Here is a 5,517-nt window from a genome sequence, read left to right on the forward strand (position 1 = left end):
CTGTTTTTATTTGGTTGAAATAATTACGTGGCCTTTTTGTGTTGTTGTATGATTATGGTAGTACTGTTATTTTTCTCCCTTCCAGTTGCAGGTGGTTAAATCCGCTGCCCTCCAGCATATGCAGTACGGCTTCCAGGCTCATACTACGACTGATGGCCCCACCGTACAGCTCCGCGCTGGGTTTTACATGGTACACTACTTCTACGTTGTACCAGCGCGATACCTCTCTCAATATCGTTTCAAGGTCCATGTTGTCAAATAAGAAAAGGCCATTCTTCCAGGCAATGGCTTTGGCCGTATCTGCCTGCTGCACGGCAATGTGCGTGCCGCCGCCTTCCAGCACCGCCTGTTGCCCCGGCCGCAGCGTTTGTGCAGCCGCTGCGTTCTTTACCCTTACAGCCCCACTCAGCAGTGTAGTGTTAACGGCCTTTTCATCTTCATAAGCCATCACGTCAAAACGGGTGCCCAGCACTTGTACCTCCATATCATTCACCTTTACCACAAAGGGTTTGGAAGACGCCTGCGCTATTTCAAAATAACCCTGACCTTTCAGCTCTACCACTCTTTGCTGCCCGGTGAAGGCGGTGGGGTAACGGAGGGAGGAGGCGGAGTTGAGCCATACCTTACTGCCGTCTGGCAGGGTGATACCAAAGCGGCCGCCTTTAGGCGTTACCAGCGTATTGATCTGGGAAGCCTGGTTGCCCGGGGTATAATGCAGTTGGCCGTTGCTTTGACGGATGTTCCGGCGTATCTGCTGGTTGCCCGCACTGTCTAGCGGTACAGTGGTGCCGTCTGCCAGTACCAGCGTGGCCTGGTTGTAACCGGGCTGTATCTTACTGATTATACTGGCGGTCTGCATCGGGACCGCGGGCGGCTCCTGCTGTAGCATATACAGTAACCCGGCACCCGCTACGACTACCACAGTGGCGGCTGCCAGCCAGTAAAAAGGACTGCGGCTGCGTTCTGTACGGCGTGCCCTGCGGAGGATAGCGCCGGCCAGCTCCGCTTCTTTTTCAGGGGGCAATGGTGGATGATCGGCCGTTTCCAGCAGTTGCTGCACTGCATCAGGGAGGCGCAGATCTTCGTCTCTCACCAGTTGCAGGAACTCTTCCACCTCCGGGGGCGTAAGCGTACCGGTAATGTAGCCCTGCAGCAATATGTCGAATCTTGTAGGCATGTGTTATGTATAAAGACACATTCCGGCAGAGATATTACTAGTCTCCCGCAAATTTTTTTTCAGAGGCCGGCCTGTAACAGGCAGAAAAGCAGTAAAGTTCCTGTGGTAGCTCGTTCCAGGAAATGACGGATGTTCACCAACGCCTGGGCCAGGTGGTTACGTACGGTATGTTGGCTGATGTTGAGCCGGGCGGCTATCTCTTCCTGCTTCAGCCCTTTTTCCTTGCTCAGCTGGTAGATGAGGCGCTGCCGGTCAGGCAGACGGGCAATGGCCAGTTGGAGAAAACCACGGGATTCCTTTCTCAGCAGCGCCTGCTCAGGATTGTCCGCAGACTCGCTGAAGTATTCCAGTAAAGTATCGGTAAACTGCAGGGTGTGGGATTTTTTGCGCAGTTCGTTCAGGATATAATGCCGCGCGCTGGTATAGAGATAGGCTTTCAGGTTTTCTACGCTAGCAAGACTGGCGCGGCTGAGCCAGATCTTGAGGAACACTTCCTGCACCATGTCTTCCGCCAGCCCGGTAGATTTGGTCATGATAAAAGCAACATTGTAAATGTGGTGGCTGTACAGGTGAAAGAACTCGCGGAACGCAGATTCATCGCCTTCGGAGAGGCGTACGGACAATGATTCCGGGTGGTGGTGGCGGTCCATTTTCATAACGTTGCGTAGAGGTACTAAAGTATATAAAACTTTTCAGCATTCGGAATAGTCCGAAGAAAAAGTACCGTTCACCGAACAAGCCGACAAAGGCTACTCACAACGCGAGCAGAAAGAAAGATTGCGCAGGTATTGTGAGATAAACCAAATCACTATTCGTAAAGTGACGTATGAAGATCATTCCGCCAAAACCGTTGAGCGTTCCAAGTGGTCGATTTAAAAAAAGAAAGAACCAGGCCGATGTTATCCCGTTTATCAACCGGGATCGGTTCAGCTGCAACGCCGGCGATGCTTACCAGATGATCAAGATCCTCAAAAAGACGGACGTTGAGCTACAAGCCATCGCACAGCCGCTGGATCTTCACGCAACTGAACGCCCGCACATACTTTGTAGAACAGGTCTATAAAGGCGCCAGGGAATTGGAATTGCGATGCATCTGGCGATTGATTAAAATCCTGTCTGTTGTGGCAGAATTTATCTGAATGCTTACAAGAAAGAGGAAAGCCGGCATGTTTCCGTTTGCATGAGCCGATTATTTCAGCGGCGCTTTTTTTAACATGCAAAACTACCTGGAAGGCAAACAGACTTTTTATTCCACACAGTTGGGAAACAAAGAAATTTTTCAGCTTCGCGGCATGCTGCTATATCCGAGATGCGAAAAGCTGCTCACCAGCTGCGCCTCCCGGGTTGCTCCGCGAAAAAAATGCGTATTATCATTGCCATTCTTCCTGCGGCTTTCGGGTGAGCGCCGACAACGCCAACGATATGTTCAGAAGAAAGCTGGACAAATAGACGACCAGGTATGGCATAGTGAAGTCCTTTACTCATCTCACAAATAAAGGATACAAAAAATTTCTCCCGGTTGAACCGCGATGATATCCGCAAGATCAATGAACAGCCGGATGAAGCCAACAACGACGTGGTAGTGGCTCGTAAGAAATTACTAAAAGATGAAATTGATGGAATTGACTTTAAAACGATTCACGCAGATGTGGAAAAACGGGTACGGCTGCCGAAAGCACAACGGGTTGAAAAAAGTAAACAATTAGAAAGCATCCATAGGAGATTTGAAGTTGGTGGTAACTACTCTGCAAAAACTGGAACGTTTCTACCAGGACGCTGACCGACGAAATTTTCGAACTAAGAGAGTAAATGAGGCCGTTCGGCTGATACGTATGCTGGATAAGGGATTCCGCTAAAAAGAAAACGAGACAAACAAGGGTTTTCCTCGTTTGTCTCGTTTGGTGCGAAGGAGGAGATTCGAACTCCCAAGCCCTTTCAGGCACTACCACCTCAAAGTAGCGCGTCTACCAATTTCGCCACCTTCGCATCTGGTAGAATGGGGTGCAAAAATAATGGCTTTTTTAAAATAAGCAAATTTATTTCTGAAAAAGGCAATTATTTCCGTAACAGGATCCGGAATGTAGTGCCTTTATTTATTTCGGACGACTTTACATACAGCCGGCCGCGGTGATATTCTTCTATGATCCGTTTGGCCAGCGACAGTCCCAGTCCCCACCCCCGCTTTTTGGTACTGAAGCCGGGTTTGAACACTTTTTCAAAGCTCAGTTTGGGAATACCTTTGCCGGTATCGGCTACATCTATCGTGATAAAGGTGGGGTGATTTTCTATGGTGATATCAATCTTTCCCTTTCCTTCCATGGCATCGAGGGCATTTTTCAATAAATTCTCCACCACCCAGTCGAAAAGCGGGGGAGAGAACATGGCGGGGAGTTCTTCTTCAGAACTGTGAACGGTAAGTACTACTTTCTGCGGCGCTCTTTTCCGGATATAGTTGGCCATGTTTTCTATCTGCGCCACGATGTCTTTTTCTTCCAGTTTAGGAACGCTTCCTATTTTGGAGAAGCGGTCGGTGATAAGTTTAAGCCGGTCCACATCTTTTGAAAGCTCTGTAACGATGGTGGCATTGGCTTCGTTATCGCGCAGTATTTCCAGCCAGGCTTCCATGGAAGAGAGGGGGGTGCCCAGTTGGTGGGCTGTTTCTTTGGCCAGTCCTACCCATACCTGGTTTTGGGTGGCGCGGTTGGTGCTGGACAGGGCAAAGAGTACAATGGCAATGAAAAGGGTGACCACTATCAGCTGTATGTACGGGTAATAGCGGATCTGCCGGAGGATCAGTGAATCGCCGTAGTAGATGTAGTTATACATTTTTTGCCTGGAATCCACTTCCATGATGAACGGCGGGTGTTGTTTTTTAAAAGCCTGCAGTTCATTGCGGAGGAAGTTAGGATCCTGCATGATGCGCAGGGAGTCGAGGTTGCGGCTATCCAGGATCTTACCCGTTTCATCGGTTAATATCAGCGGGATGGTGGTGTTGTTGGTCACGATGTCGACAGCAAGGTTCAGGTTGGCTTCAGAACCAGCCCGCAGGAGTTCGCGGTTGGCTTCCACCCAGGTGGCCACTTTTTTTCTTTCTTCTTCCTGGATATTGCGGGATAAATTGCTTACAAACCAGATAGTGGTGCCAATGATCAGCACTGCTATGGAGGCCAGTACAAACTTCCAACCGATATACTGTTTAAACATACTTCTAATTTAAGCCTTATTCGGCTTACCTGTTTCTGTAATGATTCGCAAATATTAGGATCGTTTGTTGCATATTTGCATCTCAAAAATAATTGTTCACGCATAAACGTAATATCCGTTGTCCGTATTGCCATCAGTAGCAGTTGTTATTTTAAATTGGAATGGGAGATCTTTTCTGGAGAAGTTCCTGCCGTCTGTGTGCCGTTCTACTTATGGCAACCTGCAGCTGGTGCTGGCCGACAATGCCTCCACAGACGACAGCGTGGCTTTTGTGACGGCGCATTACCCGCAGATCCGGATCATCCGGAATCCGCATAACGATGGCTTTGCCGGTGGGTATAATGATGCTTTGCAGCATGTACAGGCCGATATTTACGTGTTGCTGAACCAGGACGTGGAGGTAGAGCCGGGCTGGATAGAGCCCGTAGTGGCGCTGATGGAACAGGACAAGCGGATTGCTGCCTGCCAGCCTAAAATGAGGGCTTACAAAGATCCGGAAGAGTTTGAGTACGCAGGCGCTGCCGGCGGCTGGATGGACATCCTGGGGTATACCTTTTGCCGTGGGCGGATCCTGTATACCACCGAGAAAGATAACGGGCAATATGATGATGTACAGGATATTTTCTGGGCCACCGGGGCGGCATTGTTTATCCGTTCGGCCTGTTATCACCAGGTAGGGGGCTTCGACCGCGACTTTTTTGCGCATATGGAAGAAGTGGACCTTTGCTGGCGCTTACAGCGGGCAGGTTACCGTATCTGCTATTGCCCCGCTTCCAGGGTGTTTCATGTGGGAGGCGGCAGCCTGCCCCAGGGAAATCCCCGTAAGCTGTACCTGAACTTCAGGAACAACCTGATGATGCTCTGGAAGAACCTGCACAGCGAAGACCGCTGGATAGTGCTGGTACAACGGTTTTTCCTGGATATACTGGCCGGCGTGAAAAGCCTGGTGGCAGGAAAGCCAAAGGATATGGCTGCTATTTACCGCGCTTATAAGGATTATTATCGCTGGAGAAGGAAGTATGTGAAGAAAGATGATCTGCCGGAAATGAAGCTGATGAAAATGAGCGGGGTGTTCCATGGTATTATGATCTGGCGCTATTATTTTCTTGGACACAAGTATTTTTCTGAATTGATCT

Annotated in this window: 6 protein-coding genes and 1 tRNA gene; 3 read left to right on the forward strand and 4 right to left on the reverse strand. The window is 49.5% G+C overall.

From position 1 onward, the window contains the following. Positions 1-52: 52 nt before the first annotated feature. Positions 53-1,177 (reverse strand): FecR family protein, encoded by a 1,125-nt coding sequence (locus VN105_RS02700; RefSeq protein ID WP_325637668.1) that lies wholly within the window; start codon positions 1,175-1,177, stop codon positions 53-55. Positions 1,178-1,236: 59 nt separating this feature from the next. Then, entirely contained in the window at positions 1,237-1,833 is a 597-nt protein-coding gene (locus VN105_RS02705; RefSeq protein WP_325637669.1) for an RNA polymerase sigma-70 factor, read from the reverse strand. A 170-nt stretch (positions 1,834-2,003) separates the two neighbouring features. Between VN105_RS02705 and VN105_RS02710 the strand changes: the two genes are divergently transcribed. After that, positions 2,004-2,240, forward strand: coding sequence for a hypothetical protein (locus VN105_RS02710; protein WP_325637671.1), 237 nt, complete (start codon positions 2,004-2,006; stop codon positions 2,238-2,240). A gap of 456 nt (positions 2,241-2,696) precedes the next feature. Then, positions 2,697-2,957 (forward strand): hypothetical protein, encoded by a 261-nt coding sequence (locus tag VN105_RS02715; RefSeq protein ID WP_325637673.1) that lies wholly within the window; start codon positions 2,697-2,699, stop codon positions 2,955-2,957. 119 nt (positions 2,958-3,076) lie between these two features. Here VN105_RS02715 and VN105_RS02720 read toward each other — a convergent pair. Beyond that, positions 3,077-3,163 (reverse strand) — tRNA-Leu (locus VN105_RS02720). A 69-nt stretch (positions 3,164-3,232) separates the two neighbouring features. Continuing rightward, positions 3,233-4,381: a HAMP domain-containing sensor histidine kinase gene (locus VN105_RS02725; protein ID WP_325637676.1), complete on the reverse strand. Its 1,149-nt coding sequence runs from the start codon at positions 4,379-4,381 to the stop codon at positions 3,233-3,235. Between the two features lie 127 nt (positions 4,382-4,508). Here VN105_RS02725 and VN105_RS02730 point away from each other — a divergent pair. Next, the coding region (locus VN105_RS02730) for a glycosyltransferase family 2 protein (RefSeq protein ID WP_325637678.1) at positions 4,509-5,517 on the forward strand (1,009 nt) is incomplete at its 3' end.

It is taken from the genome of Chitinophaga sp. (assembly GCF_035564935.1).
Lineage (GTDB): Bacteria > Bacteroidota > Bacteroidia > Chitinophagales > Chitinophagaceae > Chitinophaga.

Excerpts from the sequence above, each read along its gene's own strand:
- VN105_RS02700 (WP_325637668.1), bottom strand. The coding sequence starts at position 1,177 with ATGCCTACAAGATTCGACATATTGCTGCAGGGCTACATTACCGGTACG.
- VN105_RS02725 (WP_325637676.1), bottom strand. The coding sequence starts at position 4,381 with ATGTTTAAACAGTATATCGGTTGGAAGTTTGTACTGGCCTCCATAGCA.
- VN105_RS02705 (WP_325637669.1), bottom strand. The coding sequence starts at position 1,833 with ATGAAAATGGACCGCCACCACCACCCGGAATCATTGTCCGTACGCCTC.
- VN105_RS02710 (WP_325637671.1), top strand. The coding sequence starts at position 2,004 with ATGAAGATCATTCCGCCAAAACCGTTGAGCGTTCCAAGTGGTCGATTT.